This window comes from Acidovorax sp. GW101-3H11 (assembly GCF_001633105.1).
Lineage (GTDB): Bacteria > Pseudomonadota > Gammaproteobacteria > Burkholderiales > Burkholderiaceae_C > Acidovorax.
In genome coordinates this window covers 244,312-261,159 of sequence record NZ_LUKZ01000012.1, presented here as the reverse complement: position 1 = coordinate 261,159, position 16,848 = coordinate 244,312, and the positions used below count along the sequence as shown (strand labels likewise).

Sequence of the window (16,848 nt, the reverse complement as noted above, 5' to 3'; positions counted from 1 at the left end):
GATTCAATGGTCAAAAAATGGCCGCCAGCCGCACGCGCCACCAAAGGGCCGCAGCCTTTGGCAGCGGCAAGGTGGCCGTCTCGGGGGAGACGCATTCGTTGCCGCCTGAGGAAGGCGGACACCAAGGCCGTGTGGCCCGGAGGTCAGAGCATGCACCGGCAGGCTTCCGGGCGGTGCGCGCGTACTGGCTGCGAGAGTGGGGCAGTTGTTCTGAAAACAAAAAAGCCTGCTACTTATAGGTAGCAGGCTTTTTGTGCCTTGCGGCTTCGATTTGGTGGGTCCTGAGTGACTCGAACACTCGACCTACGGATTAAGAGTCCGCTGCTCTACCAACTGAGCTAAGAACCCAAATCTTTTTAGAATCTGTCTGCGTTGCTGCAGAGCCTCGAATTATGCACTAGTTTTTTGGCTGTTGGCAAGTCGGGCTAAAAATTTTCACTGCATCGCGTTGCGGCTGGCCAGTTCCACAAAGAGTCCGCTGTGGTCCAGGTCGCCCAGGCCGTGCTCGACACCGTCGGCATACAGGGCCTCGAACAGGGCGGTGATGGGCGCATCAAAGCCTGTCTCATGGGCGGTGGCCATGGCGTTGCGCATGTCCTTGAGCTGCACGGCCATGCGGCCCCGGGGGGCGAAGTCGCGCTCCACCATGCGCTGGCCATGCAATTGCAGGATGCGGCTGTCGGCAAAGCCGCCACTGATGGCCTCGCGGACCTTGGCCATGTCGGCCCCGCCCTTGGCCGCAAACAGCAGCGCTTCGGCCACGGCGCCAATCGTGATGCCCACAATCATCTGGTTGGCCAGTTTGGCGAGCTGCCCCGCACCATGGGGTCCCACATGCGTGGCGCGCCCCAGGGGGGCAAACACGGGCAGGGCCCTTTGATAGTCCTCGGGGCGGCCGCCCACCATGATGGCCAGGGTGCCCGCTTCGGCGCCCACGGTGCCGCCGGAGACCGGCGCGTCCAGGTGCGCCACGCCCAGCTCGCCCAGGCGGGCGGCATGGTCGCGCGCCTCGCTGGGCTGGATGGAGGCCATGTCGATGAACAGGCTGCCCCGGCGCATCGCCCGGGCGGCACCCTGGTCAAACAGCACCTGGCCAACCACGGGGCCGTTTTCGAGCAGGCTGATCACGATGTCGGCGTCCTGCACGGCTTCTGCGGGTGTATTGCTCACGGTGACGCCGTACAAGGCCAGCGGTTCTGCCTTGGCGCGGGTGCGGTTCCAGGCCCGCACCGGGTGGCCCGCTTCGCTCAGGCGGCGGGCCATGGGCAGGCCCATCATGCCAATGCCGAGAACGGCGATGCGCAGGGGTGTAGTGGTCATGGCGTGCTTCTTTTTTGCTGAGATGAAAGGCTGTCTCTGCTGCCATCATGTGCCTTTTTGGTGCACCAGCCTGTCACGGAGCTTGCAGCTTGGCGCGAATGGAAAGATGATGCCCGAAGCTGTTTTTGCCCAAGGAGACATCGCCCATGAGCTTGCCCCTGAACGACCCGGCCTGGCTGGAGCGCATGTACAACAACCGTGCGCTGGTTCCCGACCACATGGACTACCTGCAGCGCTGGGCCCGGGATTCCGCACAGGTGCGTGCCCAGGTGCCCTGTGTGCTCGATGTGGCCTATGGCACGGGCCCCGGGGAAACCCTGGATGTTTTCCCCTCCACGCGCCCCGCCGGTGCCCCGGTGCCGGTGCTGGTGTTCATCCACGGCGGTTACTGGCGGGCCCTTGATAAATCCGACCATTCCTTCATCGCCCCCCCGTTCAACCAGGCAGGCTTCTGTGTGGTGGTGGTGAACTACGCGCTGTGCCCGGGCACGCCCGAGGCACCAGTCACGATTCCGCACATCGTGCGGCAGATGGAAAAAGCGGTGGCCTGGGTGGCGCGCAACATTGAGGCCCATGGCGGGGATGCGCGGCGCATCACGGTGGCCGGGCATTCGGCGGGCGGGCACCTGGCGGCCATGCTGCTGACCAGTGTGTGGCCGTTGATCGGTGCAGGCTTGCCGGATGGGCTGGTGCGCAACGCGCTGTCGATCTCGGGGCTGCATGACCTGGAGCCTTTGATGCACACCCCTTTCCTGCAAGAGGCGCTGCACCTGACCGACCAGCATGTGCTGCAAGACAGCCCCGCGCGCCTGCTGGCGCCCGAGCACGGCATTCTTTACTGCGTGGCGGGCGGGGATGAGAGCGAAGAATTCCACCGCCAGAACGGCCTGGTGCAGCAGGCCTGGGGTGTGCACTCGGTGCCACGCTGCCAGGTGCTGCCGGGGCTGCACCATTTCAGCATCCTCGACACCCTGGCCCAGCCCGGCAAGGACCTGCACCACATGGCGCAGAACCTGCTGCGCATGTAGCCCCCAGCGGTTGCGCAGGCCGTGGCATGGTGCACGGCCCCGGCAGGTGCGGGCTTTACATCAGCAGGTGTTCGCCCGCGTTGTCGCCGCCCAGGATCACGTAGTTCACCTTGCGGATGTCCATCAGCTTCTTGCCCCCGGCGTAGCTGATGGAGCTTTGCACATCCTGCTCCATCTCGATGAGCGTGTTGGCGAGCTGGCCCTTGATGGGCTCCAGGATGCGCTTGCCCTCGACATGTTTGTACTCACCCTTGTTGAAGTCGCTGGCCGAGCCGTAGTACTCCTTGTAGAGCGCGCCATCCACTTCCACTGTCTGGCCGGGCGATTCCTCATGACCTGCAAACAGCGAGCCAATCATCACCATGCTGGCGCCAAAACGGATGCTCTTGGCGATGTCGCCGTGGCTGCGGATGCCGCCGTCGGCAATGATGGGCTTGGTGGCCACGCGGGCGCACCACTTGAGTGCCGACAGCTGCCAGCCGCCCGTGCCAAAACCGGTCTTGAGCTTGGTGATGCACACCTTGCCCGGGCCCACGCCCACCTTGGTGGCATCGGCGCCCCAGTTTTCCAGGTCGATCACCGCCTCGGGCGTGGCCACGTTGCCTGCAATCACAAAGGATTGGGGCAGCTTGTCCTTCAGATAGCCGATCATGTTCTTCACGCTGTCGGCATGGCCGTGGGCGATGTCGATGGTGATGTACTCGGGCGTGAGGCCCAGGGCCACCAGCTGGTCCACGGTGTCGTAGTCGGGTTGCTTCACGCCCAGCGAGATGGATGCGTAGCAGCCCTGTGCATGCATGTCCTTCACGAACTGGACGTTGTCCAGGTCAAAGCGGTGCATCACGTAGAAGTAGCCGTTCTTCGCCATCCAGGTGCAGATTTTTTCGTCCACCACCGTTTTCATGTTGGACGGCACCACGGGCAGGCGGAACGAGCGCCCGCCCAGCTCCACGCTGGCATCGCATTCCGAGCGGCTTTCCACCCGGCACTTGCGCGGCAGCAAAAGGATGTTGTCGTAGTCGAAGATTTCCATGAGATTCCAAGCTCCTTTGAAAGGCGCTGCCAAACCATTTCAGCAGCGTGGGGCGCTTGGCTTGGGACCGGCTTGGTTTGTGGGCGGGGCCGTGGTGGCCGCTCCGAACCCCGCAATGCGCGGGCACAAAAAACCGGGCGAMAAGAAACTTGGGCCCGGTGATTGATTCTACCCGCCTGTGTGCCAGGCCCTATAACACTGGTGGTATGAGCGGTATCACGCGCACCGCTGATGCGGCCGGTGTCACTGGCAGCGGGACTGTGCAGCGGCCACCACGCGGCCCTGGGCGTCCTGCACCCAGCCCACCAGGCGCAGGCGCTCTGGCTTGGCGCCCTCGGGGATGCGCACCGGGCGCATCTCCTGCTGCTTGAATTGCTCTGTTTTTGATAGCTTGCCGCCCTTATCCCATGCGCCGAGAAGCATGTTTCTGACCACATTTCTGGGCGCTGCACTGCCGTCGGCTCCGGCGGGCACGGATTCGACCAGCGCCAGGTGAAAACGCCAGGGGCCGTGCTGGCGCGCGGCGCGGGCCGGCGTGAAGGTGATGGAGGCGCCCATGTAGTCGTTGAACGGCGGGCCCTGGGCAACGCGCAGTTGTGCAGGGGCTGCTGATTCAAGGGCTGCGATGTGCACGTCGGTGCGTGCAGGCACGGGGCGGGCCAGGGTCTCAAGGCGTGCCAGGGCATCGCTGGTGGCGGCGGCCGACAGGGGCGCGTCGTCGCCCAGGGCGCCGGGCACGATCCAGTCCAGCACCACGGCCTGGCCCCGGGCGGACGGGGCAGGGGGGGCCGGGTCGGTCCAGCAGGCTTCGCAGTCGGCGTTGATGAAGCGCTCGAACACCCACACGGGCCGGGGCGCGCCGTCGCTGCTGCAACTGGCCTGGGCCCAGGCGCCGGGGGCGGAAGAAAGGGCCAGCAGCAGGCTGGTCAGGGCAGGTGCAATGTTTTTCATGGGTGGAAGGGGCAGAGGCGGAGGCGCTTTCTACAATGGCCGGATGTTCCCACAAGACCTGTTTCCGGGTGCGCCGTCGCCTTCCCCCGCCGGTGCCGCCCCGGCCCCCGCGCCTTTGTCCCCCCTGCTGCAGAACCTGAACGACGAGCAACTCGCCGCCGTCACGCTGCCCGCAGGCCATGCGCTCATCCTGGCGGGCGCGGGCTCGGGCAAGACCCGCGTGCTCACCACCCGCATCGCCTGGCTGCTGCAAAACGGCCACGCCACACCCGGCGGCATCCTGGCCGTCACCTTCACCAACAAGGCCGCCAAGGAGATGGTGGCCCGCCTGTCGGCCATGCTGCCGGTGAACGTGCGCGGCATGTGGATCGGCACCTTCCACGGCCTGTGCAACCGCCTGCTGCGAGCCCACCACAAGGCGGCGGGGCTGGCGCAGACCTTCCAGATCCTCGACACCCAAGACCAGCTCTCGGCCATCAAACGCCTGTGCAAGCAGCACAACGTGGACGATGAGCGCTTCCCGCCCAAGCAGCTGGCGTACTTCATCGCCAACTGCAAGGAAGAAGGCCTGCGCCCCGCCAACGTGGAGGCGCATGACAGCGATGCGCGCAAAAAGGTCGAGATCTACCAGCTGTACGAAGAACAATGCCAGCGCGAAGGCGTGGTGGACTTCGGCGAGCTGATGCTGCGCTCTTACGAGCTGCTGCGCGACAACGACCCCATCCGCGAGCACTACCAGCGCCGCTTTGCCCACATCCTGGTGGACGAGTTCCAGGACACCAACAAGCTGCAGTACGCCTGGCTCAAGCAACTGGCGGGCAACGACGTGGGCGGGCGCTACGAAGCGCGGGGCAGTGTGATCGCCGTGGGCGACGACGACCAGAGCATCTACGCCTTTCGCGGTGCACGCGTGGGCAACATGACCGACTTTGTGCGCGAATTTGATGTGCAACGCCAGATCAAGCTGGAGCAGAACTACCGCAGCTACAGCAACATCCTCGATTCGGCCAACCACCTCATCAGCCACAACAGCCGCCGCTTGGGCAAGAACCTGCGCACCACGCAGGGCGCGGGCGAGCCCGTGCGCGTGTACGAGGCCAGCTCCGACCTGGCCGAGGCGCAGTGGATGGTCGATGAGATCAAGCAGCTGGTGCGCAGCGACGGCTTTGAGCGCAAGGAGATTGCCGTGCTCTACCGCAGCAACGCACAAAGCCGGGTGATCGAATCGGCGCTGTTCAATGCCAGCGTGCCCTACCGCGTGTACGGCGGCCTGCGGTTTTTTGAGCGCGCCGAAATCAAGCACGCACTGGCCTACCTGCGCCTCTTGGAGAACCCGCACGACGACACCAGCTTCACGCGGGTCGTCAACTTTCCGCCGCGTGGCATTGGCGCGCGCAGCATCGAGGTGCTGCAGGACGCGGCCCGTGCCGCTGGTTGCTCGCTGCACGACGCGGTGAGCGCCGTGCCCGGCAAGGCGGGTGCCAACCTGGGCGCCTTTGTCGCCATGGTCGATGTGCTGCGCGAGCAGACCCAGGGCCTGAACCTGCGCGGCATCATCGAGCAGATGCTCGAATCCACCGGCCTGGTGGAGCACTTTCGCACCGAAAAGGAGGGCGCTGACCGCATCGAGAACTTGCAGGAACTGGTCAACGCCGCCGAGAGTTTTGTCACGCAGGAAGGCTTTGGCCGCGACGCCGTGGCCCTGCCGCTCGATGAGCACGGCACGCCGCTCACCCAAAGCGTGGTCAGCCAAGGCCTGGACCCGAACGCGCCGGTGCTGGACGAGCCTTTGAAGCCTGCCGTGCCCGGCATCGTGGACGCTGATACCGGCGAAACCCTCTCGCCGCTGGCCGCCTTCCTGACCCACGCCGCGCTGGAGGCGGGCGACAACCAGGCCCAGGCCGGGCAAGACGCCGTGCAGCTCATGACCGTGCACGCCAGCAAGGGCCTGGAGTTCGACGGTGTGTTCATCGGCGGCATGGAAGAGGGCCTTTTCCCCCACGAGAACTCCGCCAGCGACCGCGACGGCCTGGAGGAAGAGCGCCGCCTGATGTACGTGGCCATCACCCGCGCGCGCAAGCGCCTGTACCTCAGCCACTCGCAAACCCGCATGCTGCACGGGCAGACGCGCTACAACATCAAGAGCCGGTTCTTTGACGAGCTGCCCGAAGCCGCGCTCAAGTGGATCACGCCCAAGCAGCAGGGGTTTGGTTCGTATGCTCCTAATATGGGAGCTTCAAACCCATATGCAGCAGGCGGAAGAGGCAGTTTTGGCTTGAAATCCGAGACCTTTGCCAGCCCCCCGGTGCCCGTGCAGAAGGCCGCGCCCTCGCACGGCCTGCGCGTGGGCATCGCCGTGTTCCACACCAAGTTTGGCGAAGGCAAGGTGCTGGCGATCGAAGGCGCGGGCGACGATGCGCGCGCGCAGGTCAGCTTTCCGCGCCATGGCACCAAGTGGCTGGCGCTGTCGGTGGCCAAGCTCACGGTGGTGGATTGAATGGGCGGGCCCGGCGCCGCAGCCTTGGTGGTGCTGGGCGGACTGCCCGGCGTGGGCAAGAGCACCGTAGCCCGTGCATTGCTGGCGCAGTGGCAGGCGGTGTATTTGCGCATCGACACCATCGAGCAGGCGCTGCGCGATGCCGGGGCCGAGGTTGGCACCGCAGGCTATCGGGTCGCCTACGCGCTGGCGCGCACCCAGCTGGCGCAGGGCCTGCCGGTGCTGGTGGACTGTGTGAACCCCTTGCCGGTGACGCGCGAGGCCTGGCACAGCGTGGCCCGTGGCGTGTCGGTGCCGTGGCTGGATGTGGAGGTGGTCTGCTCGGACGCGGCAGAACACCGGCGCCGCGTCGAGACCCGCCGCAGCGACATCCCCGGGCTCACGCCGCCCAGCTGGCAATCCGTGCTGCAGCACGACTACCAGCCCTGGCCTGCATCGCAGACAGCGCGGTGGGTGGTGGACACCGCGCGCATGGCGCCGGAGCAGATTGCCGCTGAGGTGTTGGCTGCGTTGCGGCGGCGCCAGCTCGAGCTGTCTGGCGAATGAGCCCGCCAGGGCGTGACCCGGCGGAACACTGGGGGCATGTGGCGGTGGTGTCGGGTTACGCGGCGCTCACCCGACCTGCGGGGCGTTGCGCCGGATGGGTTTTTGCTTCTCTTTTGATAGCTGAAAGCGCTTATCCATAGAGCGCAGAAGCCTGTTTTTTCCTGAAGTTTCAGCCCTGCAACACCACCCAGTGGTTGTCCAGCCGCGCGCCTTGCAACCCCGCTCCATGCGGATGCGCCAGCGGCGCCACTGCCTGCGCGTTCTGCAGGCTGCTTGCCAGGCCACCCGCCCACAGCGCGCCGCTGCGCACGGCCAGCGGGCACACCTCGGGCAGCGGCACCAGGTCTTGCCAGTCCCCCAGCAAGGAAAACGTGGCGATGCCGTGGGCGCGCGGGCAGCTCACGGCCCAGCCGGTGGGGGTGGCGGCCACGCTGCCGCCGTAGCCGTGCAGGCGCTGGGCAATTGGGTCTGGCGCCGCCACCCCGCGCAGCGCGGTGCCGTCAAACAGCGCCAGCACGGGCGCGGCATGCTTGGTGGCGGCATCGTCGTGTTCGGCCTGCAGCGCGATGCCCAGCAGGGCGCCGTCGGGGCTCCAGGCCAGGTGGCGCAGGCTCAGGCGCGGGTCGGGCAGGCGCCACTGGCCGAGCAGGCGGCCCGTGTGGGCATCGAGCCGCGCGAGCGATGGGTCCATGCGGTCCAGCTCGCGCTTGACGCGGCCGGTTTCGGGGGCTGTGGGCACGCCGCCGTTGGCGACGATCAGGGTGGGGGCGCCGCCGTTGTTTCCCCGGGTGTCCCAGGCCAGCTCGTGTGCGTCGATGCCGTGGGTGGGCCAAACAGCGGTGGTAGCGAGCGTGCGGGCGTCGCGCACCACGACCCAGCTTGCGCCCGTCTCGGCATCGGTCTCGGTGGTGTACAGCCGCTGGCCGTCGGCGCTGGCCAGCACATGGCCGTTGAAGGATCGCTCGCCGTCTTGCCACAGCCACTGGGGCTTGCCGCCTGCACCGGGCCGCCAGCGCACCAGCCAGTCGCCGGGGCGGCGGGCCGTGGCGATCACCGACCCGTCGGGCAACACACACAGGCCGTGCGCGCGGGTCGGGACCTCCAGCGCGGCGTGAACCTGCAGCGCCTGCCCGGCGCCTCCGTGCGTAGAGAGCACACCGATGTGGAAACTGCCCTGGTGCTCCCAGGCGGCGGCCAGGTGCATGCGCTCACCGGGGGATGCGAAGGCCGCTCCGGGGGCGAGCACGCAGGCGCCCAGTCCCGCGAGCGCGGCCAGGGCATGGCGGCGGTGCAGGTCAGTCGCCATCGGCGTCCGAGAAGCCAATGCTGACCTGCAGTGCAGGCGCCACTTCGGATTCGGCCAGGTATTTGAGTGCGGCCAGGTCCTTGGCGGTTTGCTGGATGGCGGCCTTGTTCTGCACGCCGGATTTTTGTACCTGTGCCATTGATGCATCCACCTTGCCGGCGGCCTGGTGCAGCTTGTCGGCCAGGGGGTTCAGGCCCTTGCCGCGCAAATACATCTCCAGCGGCACCAGGGCCTCGCCAGGGGTGGGCGTGGCGGCGTTGGCAGGCAGGGCGGTCACGTTGCGCAGGGCTGCCCAGCTGGCAGCCCAGGCGGCCAGGGTGTTGCCGCTGGCGGTGCGGGGGTAGTCGGGCGCGCGGCTGCCAGATCCCGATCCAGCGGCATGCAGGGGCTTCTCCATCTGCGCCCAGCGCAGGCGTTCGATGCCGCCCACCCACTGGTTCACAAACTCGCTGATGGCCTGGGTGGACTGCTCCTGCTCATCCTCGGCGCCCCAGTCGGTGCCCGAGGCGTCGGCAAAGGCTTTTTCGAGCGCGGCGGACTCACGCGCCACGTCCTGCGCCACCTCGTGGGCGTAGCTGCAGGCGGGGCTTCCTGGCTGCACGGGGCGCGTCCATAGCAGCCATTCCAGTGCAGGCAGGCCCTTGGCGGGCGTGCCGATGCGCTCGAACGCCTTGGCGCCCTGGGGTTGGGCGGCGATGGCTTTTTCGATCAGGGCAGGGCGGGTGGGTGTGAAGTCGATGGCGCGCTGGCTGCGGCGGGCGATGACGGGGCCCACGGACACGGCGGCCAGCTGCTCCCACGCGCGGGTTGTGGCCTGCCAGGCGGTGCGTGCGGATTCGAGTGCGGCCTTGCCGCCTGCCGCAGGCGCTTCGCACAGCGCCGCCACGGCGGGCGCCAGCGCGCGTGCGCTGTGGTCAAAGTCCTGGGCACGTGGCAGGGCCCAGTGGCCGTAGATGCCTTGCAGCGCGTGCACCGTGTCGTAGAAGGGCACGGCATTGCGCTGCCAGGCGGGGGTGGCAGTTTGCGCCGGGGCCGCCAGGGGCAGGGCCAGCAGCAGCGCGGCAAGGGTTCTCATGGTCATAGTGACTCCACGAATTTCACCAGCGCATCCCGGTCGGCTTTCTTCATTTTCAGCACCTGGTCCTTGGCCGCCTCGGCCTCGCCGCCGTGCCACAGCACGGCTTCCAGTACGCCACGCGCGCGGCCGTCGTGCAGCAGGCGGGTGTGGCCGTTCACGTCCTTGATCAGGCCCGTGCCCCACAGCGGCGGGGTCTTCCACTGGCGGCCGTTGGCGCCAAAGTCAGGGCGGTTGTCGGCCAGGCGCTCGCCCATGTCGTGCAGCAGCAGGTCGGTGTAGGGCCAGATGCGCTGGCCGCTCAGCGCCTTGCTGGTCAGCTGCGGGAAGGGGCCGCCCTGGGTGACGTAGCTCGGGCGGTGGCAGGTGGCGCACTGGGCCTGCGCAAACAGCGCCTGGCCACGCAGCACCTGCGCATCGTTGATGTTGCGGCGCGCGGGCGGCGCCAGCGTGGCCTGGTAGAAGACCACGTCGGCCAGGGTCTTGTCGTCGATCTCCACGCCGGGCTGGCCCTGCTCGCCGCCGCTTTGGCCGCTGGGTGCGGCCAGGCAGTCCTTCTGCGCGGGCGTGCAGGCCTCCTGCGCAAAGTGGCGCGAGGTGATGCCCATGTCGCCCAAAAAGGCGCCGCCCGTCTGGTGCGCAATCGTGGCCACATTGGCTTTCCAGCCAAAGCGGCCCACCATCGTGCGGCCTGCGGGCGCATCCCACACCTGGTTGGGCACGCCCTTGATGGGGCCGGGGGCGGCGGCCTGGTCGGCGGCGTTGGCCAGGATGTCGGCCTCGGCAATGGCTTCGAGCAGGCCCACGCCAATGATCTGTGGCGCGATGCGCGGGCTGGTCATGACTTGAGGGTGCAGGGGGCCGTAGCCCAGGTCGGCAAAGCCGTAGAGGGGTTTTTGCAGCGTGTAGGGCGTGCCGTCGGCGAATTTGCCCTTGATGGAGTCGTAGCGCAGCGTGACGCGCCCTTCGGGTTGGACGCCCTGGATGGCCGCATTGTTGAACTGATCGCCGTACACCGGGTCGGGACGGGGCCCGCCGTGCGCGTCGGTGCCGGGGATGGACAGGCGGATCAGCAAGGCCACGGTCGGGTCTTTGGTCTCGCCCAGGCGGTTGAAGATGGCTGGCGGCTCGCCGCGCCCGTCCTGCACATGGCAGCCACCGCAGGACCGCGCAATGAAATGCGGGCCCAGGCCGTCGCGCGCCTTGGTGGAGGCGGGGGCCTCGACCCAGTTGCGGCGGAAGAACGAGTTGCCGATGACAAAACGCGTGCGCTCTTCATCGCTGAGGTTGGCGGCCGGGAACGAGAAGGCATTGCGCCCGGTGGCGAACACGGTGGTGTCGCCGCCGGTTTTTTCGCCCAGCGGGTCGGGCGGGGGCGCCGCCGTCAGCGACTGCAGGCCCAGGCCGCCGAGGGCGACGACAACGGTGCTGGCTGCTGCCAGGCGCAGGGCGCGCTGGCGGCGAATGGCTGGCAAAAGCAACATGTTCAGGGTTGCACCAGCGTGAGTTTGGTGATGCCGATGGCGTTGGCGGCGGCCACCAGGTCCTTGGCTTGACTGGTGAGGCTGTCGATGGTCTTCTGGATGCGCTGGCGGCCCGGGGCGTCCTTGCCGCCAATGATCTCGCGGTCGAACGGCGCCTGGATGGCTTCGGCGGCTGCCACCGAGGCCGCGATCTGCTGCGTGGTCTTGGCGGCCAGCGCCGCGTCCTTGGCGGCCACCAGGTCGCGCAGCGATGGGCCCTTCACCATGCTGCCGTCGGCGCGCTGGTACTCGCCCAGCCACACGTTGCGGATGCCCTGGGCATTGGTCACCGCGTCGCGGTGCGTGTTGTCGGAGAAGCACGAGTGTTCGTCTTCCTGGTCCTGGCTGTTCAGGGCCACTTCCAGGCGCTCGCCCGCCAGCTCACCGCGCGAGAGCGAGCCCAGGCCCACGAGCATCTTGCGGACCGACTCGTTGCCGCCGCGCACGAACCTGGCGCGGTAGTTGTTCTTCGCATCGGGCGCCCAGGCCTTCACCAGTGCGGTGAGGTCGTCGATGAGTAGCTCGGTCACCACGGTCAGGTACTGGCGGCGGCGGTCGGCATTGGGCGCCTTGCCGTCCACGAAGTCTTCAAAGCTGCGGTTGCCCGGGCCGGTTTCCGACAGGTCCTGGCCCCACAGGAAGAACTCGATGGCGTGCCAGCCGGTGGCGATGTTCTCCTCGCCGCCGCGCTCGTTCTGGGCCGAGAGGTTCTTCTTGGTGATGGCGAACTTGCGGTTGTTGACCAGGCCTGCGTTGGCCTTGCCCTGCACGCTGTCCACAAAGGACTCGTCCATAGGCCAGGCGTTGATGCGGCCTTCGGGGCCGTTGTCGTTGTCAATGGGGCCACCGTAAAAGCGGAAGGCCTCGGTCTGGCTATAGAACTCGCGCGCGGCCAGCCATTGCTTGCGCGCTTCGGTCAGGGTCTCGGCCGACGGCTTGGTGTTGAAGGCCAACACCGCCTCGCGCAGCGCCTGGGCGCTGGCCAGGGTGTCGGCGTAGTTGGCGTGCACCAGGGTGGCGTAGTGCGCTGCCACGGCCTGCGAGGTCACCGTTTGTGTGGCCTGGGCCTGGGGGGCGGCTGCGGCCGGGGTCTGCGCGGCGGCGCCGGTGCTGCAGGCGAGGGTGGTGGCGCACAGGGCCGCTGCCAGCAGCGATGTCTTCAGGAAGGGCGATGTCATGCAGGGGTCTCCAAAGGGGCACGCAGGCTGCCGCACCGACAGCCGGGGGCTGGGCGGGGCGCCGCGATGACGGGGTGGGAACGGAGGGGCCGCACTGGCTGGTGGGGGCCGCGCACAGGCCTTGGGAAGACGGGTGGGCGCGGAGATTGGCTGGGCGGTCTGGGGTGTTCGGGATTATACAAATGATAGTTATTCGTATTTGCTCAATCCCTCGGGCGCAGTCTGGAATCGCATGTCACAAAACCGACGCAAAAACTTCACGGCGGTGTCACCCGGTGTTTCTACGCTCCACAGGCTTTGTAACCAACAACCCCCGAGGAACCCCATGACCCACCGTGTGGATGCGCCCGAGCAGGCCATCGATTTCAACAACGAAAACGCCAACACCTCCGCCAACCCCACGTTCGACGCAGTGCTGGGTGCACGCCTGTCGCGCCGGGGCCTGCTGCGTGGCAGCGTGGGCACTGTGGGCACGGCCATGCTGGCCGGGTTTGGCGTGAGCGCCTGTGGTGGTGGCAGCGACGACGCCGCCGTGCCTGCGGGCCCCAAGCTGCTGGGTTTTGGTGCCGTGCCCAAGAGCCTGGCCGACGTGGTGGCCGTGCCTGCGGGCTACACCGCCAGCGTGCTGTTCGCGCTGGGCGACCCCATTGCCGCTGGCGTGGCTGCGTACAAGAACGATGGCACCGATGGCGACTTCGACAAGCGGGCCGGTGACCACCACGACGGCATGGAGTGGTTTGGCCTGGGCGCCGATGGCAAGCGCAACGACAACGCCACCGAGCGCGGCCTGCTGGCCATCAACCACGAAGCCACCACCGACGAAAAGCTGTCGTCGCACTTCCTGCACGCCAATGGTGGCACCACCACCTTGCCCCGTCCTGCTGCGGAAATCGACAAGGAAACCGCTGCCCACGGTATCGCCGTGATCGAAGTGGCCAAGGCGGCTGGCAAGTGGGCCTACACGCCCAACTCGGCCCTGAACTTCCGCCTGACGGCGCTCAGCCCCATCGAAATTTCGGGCCCCGCACGCGGCAATGCGCAGCTGGTGACCAAGTATTCGCCCACCGGCACCACCACGCGTGGCACGCTGAACAATTGCGGCACGGGCAAGACGCCTTGGGGCACGTTCCTGACCGGTGAAGAAAACTGGTTTGGCTACTTCACCCGCAGCGCTGCCGACGATGCCGCACGCGGCAACGACAAGAGCGTGACGGCCCTCAAGCGCTATGGCCGCAACCAGGGCGCAGCATCGCGCCACGGGTGGGAAAGTGGTGGCACTGCCGACCAGTACCAGCGCTGGAACAACAGCAAGACCGGCACCTCGGCCGACGGCAGCGATGACTACCGCAACGAGATGAACGGCATGGGCTACATCGTTGAAATCGACGCCTACGACAAGACCCGCATGGCCAAGAAGCGCACGGGCCTGGGCCGCTTCGCGCACGAAAGCGCGGCATTTGGCAAGGTGGAAGCGGGCAAGCCCCTGAGCGTGTACATGGGTGACGATTCGCGCGGGGAATACATCTACAAGTTTGTCTCCACCGCGCTGTGGAACGCGGCCGACGCCAACGCCGCCGACCGCATGGCCGTGGGCGACAAGTACCTGGACAGCGGCAAGCTCTATGTGGCCAAGTTCAACGCCGACGGCACGGGCAGCTGGATCGAGCTGTCGCTGGCCAACACCGCCATCAGCGGCTACGCGGCCTACAAGTTTGCCGACGCGGCCGACATCGCCATCAACACCCGCATCGCCGCCGACGCCGTGGGTGCCACCAAGATGGACCGCCCCGAGTGGAATGCGGTGAACCCCGCCAACGGCGAGGTGTACTTCACGCTGACCAACAACAGCAACCGCAGCGTGAACCCCACCGGCAGCCAGTACCTGCCCGACGCGGCTAACCCGCGCGCCTATACCGACATGAAGGGCAGCAGCGCTCAGAACGGCAACCCCAACGGCCACCTGGTGCGCCTGAAGGAAGGCACATCCGTGTCGGCCTTCACCTGGGACGTGTACCTGTTCGGCGCGGAAGCGGGCGCCGACAAGACGCTGGTCAACATCTCGTCGCTGACGGCTGACCAGGACTTCTCCAGCCCCGACGGCCTGGCCTTCAGCAAGGCCACCGGCATCTGCTGGATCCAGACCGATGACGGCGCCTACACCGACGTGACCAACTGCATGATGCTGGCCGCCGTGCCTGGCCAGGTGGGTGACGGCGGCAAGAAGACGCTGAGCTACACCAAGGCCGATGGCTCCAAGATGGACATCGTGACCCCCGTGGGCAAGGCCGCGACCGAGAGCACGCTCAAGCGCTTTCTGGTGGGCCCTAGCGGCAGCGAAATCACCGGTGTGGCCGAAACGCCCGATGGCAAGGCCATCTTCGTGAACATCCAGCACCCGGGTGAGACCACCTCGCTGGCCAACCTGGGCGACCCCGCCAAGTACACCAGCCAGTGGCCTTCCAATGCGGGCTACGGCGCGGGCAAGCGCCCCCGCTCGGCCACGATCGTGATCACCAAGAACGACGGCGGCACCATCGGGACCTGATGTGGAGGTGGGAGGGTTCCCTCCCACGGTTCATGGGCCGGCTCTTGAGTCGGCCTTTTTGCTTTTTGGGGGCAGCTAGTGCGCGCGGCCTTGCGATGCTGGCGCTGAGAGCCGCAGCGGCAGATTGCCGTTCCGCTCAATAGTCCGGGCCGTAAGGTGATGCGGGCCGGGCGCGGGATGCGGGGGCCGGTGAGGGGGCTGCTGGAGCCGGCGCCGGTGGGGGCGAGGGTTCTGCGCCGCTGCCAGAACCGCCACCACTGCCAGCGTTGCCCGCGTTGCCCGGTGGGGCTGAATAGTCCATCTGCCCGCGCCCGTCCTTCACCCCCTTGCGCCCGGCCACCTGCCAGGCCGTGCGCTGGTTCACCAGGCCTGCCAGAAACTCCAGCTCTTCGTCGGTGTGGTTGATGGCGCCCGCAGGCGTCAGCAGCCGGCCATTGCGGGGGGCAGGCTCGGCCCAGAAGGCCTGGTGGTAGGACGATTGGCTCACCAGGCTCTCGCTGCCTGCCGCCAGGTCCACGGTGCCGTAGCAGTTGCAGAAATAGCCACGCAGCGCCTGGTCCGGGAACACCTCGGCATAGACCCCCGTGCCCCGGATTCCGGCCGTGGCGGTGGGCAGCACGATCTGGCGGTCGGCGCCCTTGCCCCACACGCTGGCGACGGCGCCGCTCAGCACGCGCAGCGCCTTGACGGCGGTGGGGGTGTCGCTCTCCAGCGCTACGCGCGAGTTCTGGCGCACCATGAAGGCGCTGTTGCCCACGGTGAACACGGCGGTCGAGCCGGGGCCGGTTTCGATGCGGTCGTTGGCGGTGATGGTGTGCTGGGCCGTCAGCGGCTCGCCATTGCGCAGCACGTCACCGCGCAGCTCCACGATGTTGCTGCGGCCCTGCGCATGGGCTGCCGCCCAGCCGCCGGAGGCGACCCACAGCGCGGCGGCCTGCAGCAGGCTGCGCCGCTGGAACCAGGCCAGCTCTTGTTCAGAGCGGCCCAGGAGTTGATGGGGGTGGTGGCGGTGGCTCGTCATGGGGCGCCTCGTGCACGGTGGCCGTGGATGGGGGGTCGAAGCAGTCACGGAAGGTGAACACCACCGACGTGAAGAACATGGCCGCCATCATCATGGCCGCCCCCACCATGATGCCACCGGCCGCCGCACCGGCAAGCCCCGCCACTGCGAGCAGCGCCGAAACAATGCTGACCACCAGGCCCCCCAGCAGGAACACCCCCAGCCAGCCAAGCCCGTAGACCAGAAACGCGCCAAAGTTGCGCACGCAGGCCACGATGCTGAAGAACAGCGCCTTGACCGGCGGCACGCCGTGCCAGTGCACCAGCCCCGGCGCATGCCAGAACAGCAGCGACAGCGGCAGGTACAGCACCATGGACAGCCACATGGCGCTCTGGAAGGCCGGGTCCTGCGCCACCTCCTGCGTCAGCTTGGCGCCACCCAGGTACACCTGGGCAAACTGCCCGCCGTCGATCAGGGCCGACAGGCCCATCACGCCCAGGAAGCCCACCGCATACAGCGCGCCCAGCACCAGCATGTCGCGCAGCCGCTGGCGGCCGGTGCGAAACGCCACCAGCAGCACCGTGGGCATGGGAAACCGCCCCTGCGTGGCCTCGGCGGCCGCCACCATCATGGCCAGCGTGGCCGACGGCAGCAGCGCGAGCGCAATGGCCGGGCCCACCAGGGGCACCATGGTGGCCACCGACATGGAGGCCATGGTCATGAAGAACAGCGCTGCCAGCGCCATGGGCTGCCGCCAGAACGCCCGGATGCCAAGCTTGACCCAGGCCATGCCGGTGCGGGCGGGGACGATGTGGAGTTTCATTGAATGGGGTGCAGGAGAGGATG

The 16,848-nt window shown here is 67.4% G+C and carries 13 protein-coding genes and 1 tRNA gene; 4 read left to right on the top strand and 10 right to left on the bottom strand.

The genetic code is table 11. From position 1 onward, the window contains the following. Positions 1-272 precede the first annotated feature (272 nt). Positions 273-348: transfer RNA gene (locus A1D30_RS13785), tRNA-Lys, on the bottom strand. Positions 349-435: 87 nt separating this feature from the next. Beyond that, positions 436-1,344 (bottom strand): NAD(P)-dependent oxidoreductase, encoded by a 909-nt coding sequence (locus tag A1D30_RS13780; protein ID WP_277922021.1) that lies wholly within the window; start codon positions 1,342-1,344, stop codon positions 436-438. Positions 1,345-1,466: 122 nt separating this feature from the next. Here A1D30_RS13780 and A1D30_RS13775 point away from each other — a divergent pair, with 122 nt between their 5' ends. Beyond that, positions 1,467-2,348, top strand: a complete 882-nt coding sequence (locus tag A1D30_RS13775; protein ID WP_063461282.1) for an alpha/beta hydrolase — start codon at positions 1,467-1,469, stop codon at positions 2,346-2,348. 55 nt (positions 2,349-2,403) lie between these two features. On the opposite strand, the gene A1D30_RS13770 is transcribed toward A1D30_RS13775, so the two are convergent. Both A1D30_RS13770 and A1D30_RS13765 read right to left on the bottom strand, forming a co-directional pair. Next, positions 2,404-3,381, bottom strand: coding sequence for a GMP reductase (locus A1D30_RS13770; protein WP_063461281.1), 978 nt, complete (start codon positions 3,379-3,381; stop codon positions 2,404-2,406). 243 nt (positions 3,382-3,624) lie between these two features. Further along, entirely contained in the window at positions 3,625-4,332 is a 708-nt protein-coding gene (locus A1D30_RS13765; protein WP_063461280.1) for a hypothetical protein, read from the bottom strand. A 43-nt stretch (positions 4,333-4,375) separates the two neighbouring features. Between A1D30_RS13765 and A1D30_RS13760 the strand changes: the two genes are divergently transcribed. Together A1D30_RS13760 and A1D30_RS13755 are read left to right on the top strand one after the other, a co-directional pair. Further along, positions 4,376-6,829: a UvrD-helicase domain-containing protein gene (locus A1D30_RS13760; RefSeq protein WP_063461279.1), complete on the top strand. Its 2,454-nt coding sequence runs from the start codon at positions 4,376-4,378 to the stop codon at positions 6,827-6,829. Next, positions 6,830-7,375, top strand: coding sequence for an AAA family ATPase (locus tag A1D30_RS13755; RefSeq protein ID WP_063461278.1), 546 nt, complete (start codon positions 6,830-6,832; stop codon positions 7,373-7,375). Between the two features lie 169 nt (positions 7,376-7,544). On the opposite strand, the gene A1D30_RS13750 is transcribed toward A1D30_RS13755, so the two are convergent. From A1D30_RS13750 to A1D30_RS13735, 4 genes are read right to left on the bottom strand one after another with little or no spacing between them, the layout of a single operon-like run. Then, positions 7,545-8,681, bottom strand: coding sequence for a DUF1513 domain-containing protein (locus A1D30_RS13750; RefSeq protein ID WP_063461277.1), 1,137 nt, complete (start codon positions 8,679-8,681; stop codon positions 7,545-7,547). After that, the gene (locus A1D30_RS13745) at positions 8,671-9,762 is read right to left on the bottom strand and encodes an imelysin family protein (RefSeq protein ID WP_082836451.1); all 1,092 of its coding nucleotides are present in this window, start codon (positions 9,760-9,762) and stop codon (positions 8,671-8,673) included. The genes A1D30_RS13750 and A1D30_RS13745 overlap by 11 nt, the downstream gene beginning before the upstream one ends. After that, a complete protein-coding gene (locus A1D30_RS13740) occupies positions 9,759-11,240 on the bottom strand; it encodes a di-heme oxidoredictase family protein (RefSeq protein WP_063461276.1) in 1,482 nt (493 codons plus the stop codon). The genes A1D30_RS13745 and A1D30_RS13740 overlap by 4 nt, the downstream gene beginning before the upstream one ends. A gap of 2 nt (positions 11,241-11,242) precedes the next feature. Continuing rightward, positions 11,243-12,457, bottom strand: a complete 1,215-nt coding sequence (locus A1D30_RS13735; protein ID WP_063461275.1) for an imelysin family protein — start codon at positions 12,455-12,457, stop codon at positions 11,243-11,245. A gap of 325 nt (positions 12,458-12,782) precedes the next feature. On the opposite strand from A1D30_RS13735, the gene A1D30_RS13730 reads away from it, so the two are divergent. After that, a complete protein-coding gene (locus A1D30_RS13730; RefSeq protein ID WP_063461274.1) occupies positions 12,783-15,002 on the top strand; it encodes a PhoX family phosphatase in 2,220 nt (739 codons plus the stop codon). 136 nt (positions 15,003-15,138) lie between these two features. On the opposite strand, the gene A1D30_RS13725 is transcribed toward A1D30_RS13730, so the two are convergent. Together A1D30_RS13725 and A1D30_RS26045 are read right to left on the bottom strand one after the other, a co-directional pair. Next, positions 15,139-16,023 carry a FecR domain-containing protein gene (locus tag A1D30_RS13725; protein ID WP_063461273.1) on the bottom strand — a complete coding sequence of 295 codons (885 nt, stop codon included), beginning with the start codon at positions 16,021-16,023 and terminating at the stop codon, positions 15,139-15,141. Continuing rightward, positions 15,977-16,825 (bottom strand): BPSS1780 family membrane protein, encoded by an 849-nt coding sequence (locus tag A1D30_RS26045; RefSeq protein WP_063461272.1) that lies wholly within the window; start codon positions 16,823-16,825, stop codon positions 15,977-15,979. The genes A1D30_RS13725 and A1D30_RS26045 overlap by 47 nt, the downstream gene beginning before the upstream one ends. Between the last annotated feature and the right edge of the window lie 23 nt (positions 16,826-16,848).

What these genes read in the sequence shown, in the direction of transcription:
- A1D30_RS13775 (WP_063461282.1), top strand. Translation starts at nt 1,467, where the DNA reads ATGAGCTTGCCCCTGAACGACCCGGCCTGGCTGGAGCGCATGTACAAC.
- A1D30_RS13770 (WP_063461281.1), bottom strand. Translation starts at nt 3,381, where the DNA reads ATGGAAATCTTCGACTACGACAACATCCTTTTGCTGCCGCGCAAGTGC.
- A1D30_RS13765 (WP_063461280.1), bottom strand. Translation starts at nt 4,332, where the DNA reads ATGAAAAACATTGCACCTGCCCTGACCAGCCTGCTGCTGGCCCTTTCT.
- A1D30_RS13760 (WP_063461279.1), top strand. Translation starts at nt 4,376, where the DNA reads ATGTTCCCACAAGACCTGTTTCCGGGTGCGCCGTCGCCTTCCCCCGCC.
- A1D30_RS13755 (WP_063461278.1), top strand. Translation starts at nt 6,830, where the DNA reads ATGGGCGGGCCCGGCGCCGCAGCCTTGGTGGTGCTGGGCGGACTGCCC.
- A1D30_RS13750 (WP_063461277.1), bottom strand. Translation starts at nt 8,681, where the DNA reads ATGGCGACTGACCTGCACCGCCGCCATGCCCTGGCCGCGCTCGCGGGA.
- A1D30_RS13745 (WP_082836451.1), bottom strand. Translation starts at nt 9,762, where the DNA reads ATGACCATGAGAACCCTTGCCGCGCTGCTGCTGGCCCTGCCCCTGGCG.
- A1D30_RS13740 (WP_063461276.1), bottom strand. Translation starts at nt 11,240, where the DNA reads ATGTTGCTTTTGCCAGCCATTCGCCGCCAGCGCGCCCTGCGCCTGGCA.
- A1D30_RS13735 (WP_063461275.1), bottom strand. Translation starts at nt 12,457, where the DNA reads ATGACATCGCCCTTCCTGAAGACATCGCTGCTGGCAGCGGCCCTGTGC.
- A1D30_RS13730 (WP_063461274.1), top strand. Translation starts at nt 12,783, where the DNA reads ATGACCCACCGTGTGGATGCGCCCGAGCAGGCCATCGATTTCAACAAC.
- A1D30_RS13725 (WP_063461273.1), bottom strand. Translation starts at nt 16,023, where the DNA reads ATGACGAGCCACCGCCACCACCCCCATCAACTCCTGGGCCGCTCTGAA.
- A1D30_RS26045 (WP_063461272.1), bottom strand. Translation starts at nt 16,825, where the DNA reads ATGAAACTCCACATCGTCCCCGCCCGCACCGGCATGGCCTGGGTCAAG.